General features: G+C 60.2%; 1 pseudogene. It reads left to right on the forward strand.

Going from position 1 to position 1,283, the window contains the following annotated elements:
- Positions 1–1,022 (forward strand): annotated as a pseudogene (locus CV770_RS41090) (IS110 family RNA-guided transposase); the annotation flags it as partial.
- Positions 1,023–1,283 lie beyond the last annotated feature (261 nt).

The following is a 1,283-nucleotide window of genomic DNA, read 5'->3' on the forward strand; positions in this document are numbered from 1 at the left end:
ATGCGGGGATCGACGTGTCTTTGAAAGAGAGCAGCATCTGCATTGTTGACGGGACTGGCAACGTCGTCCGCGAGGTCAAGGTCGCCAGCGAGCCTGAGGTGCTTATTGGCTATTTCGACGAGTTGGAATTGCCTGTCAGCTGCATTGGCTCGAGGCCGGGCCGTTGTCGCAGTGGCTGCATGCCGCGCTTGTGGCCGCCGGACGCGATGCAGTTTTGCTCGAGACACGGCATGTGAAAGCGGCACTCTCGGCCATGACCGTCAAGACCGACCGGAAGGATGCCCGCGGGATCGCTCAGTTGCTGCGGATGGGCTGGTACCGTCCGGTTCACGCGAAATCAGTGCCTTGCAAGGATACCCGGGCCCTTCTTGTTGGACGAAAACTTCTGCAGGGCAAGCTTCTCGACGTCGAGCTGAGCATCCGCGGCATCCCTGCGTGGCTACGGGCTGAAGGTCGGCGAAGTGAGCCGTGGACGGTTTGAAGCGCGCATTCGGGAACTGACAGCGGAGCATGTGACCCTGGAAATGGTGATTGGCGCGATGCTCGCTGCGAGGGCGGCGTTGTGGAACGAGTTCACCAGGTTGCATCGTGAGATGCTGAAGATCGCACGGGCCGACAAGGTTTGCCGGCGATTGATGAGCACGCCTGGCGTCGGCGCTTTAGTTGCCCTGACATATCGCTCTGCGGTGGATGATCCGTCACGATTCGGAAAATCCAGTACGATCGGTGCCTACTTCGGGCTCACTCCGAAAAAATATCAGTCAGGTGAGACCGACCGGGACGGAGGCGTAAGCAAGGTCGGCGATGCCATGGTGCGGACCGCGCTCTTTGAAGCGGCGCACATCATGCTGACGCGCACGACCCGCTTCTCGAGCCTGAAGTGCTGGGCTCTCGACGTGGCGAAACGCAGAGGCATGAAGCGCGCCAAAGTGGCTCTTGCCCGCAAGTTGGGTGTCGTGCTCCATCGCATGTGGATGGACGCGACCGAGTTCCGCTGGAGCAAGGCCGCTGCGGCCGCATAGGAGGTAGGGCAGGTTCGGAGAGCGCGTCGAAAACGGCATCGCTTCTACAGAGGTCCCGTCGCCGGGACGAGGGTGGCAAGGTCGGGAGTAGTGCTGTGAATGCTTCGGCAAATCACGCGTCCTAGATTGACCTGCCGGCTCTGGATCTGATGGCATGGAGTGGCAGCCTTCGCGCTGACCACGGACAGAAGCATGATCCTGGCGATGAGATATCGTTCAGAGGGACTTGACGAACAAAGGCCCATTACAGAAGCATTACAG

Source organism: Bradyrhizobium sp. AC87j1 (genome assembly GCF_002936975.1).
Lineage (GTDB): Bacteria > Pseudomonadota > Alphaproteobacteria > Rhizobiales > Xanthobacteraceae > Bradyrhizobium > Bradyrhizobium shewense.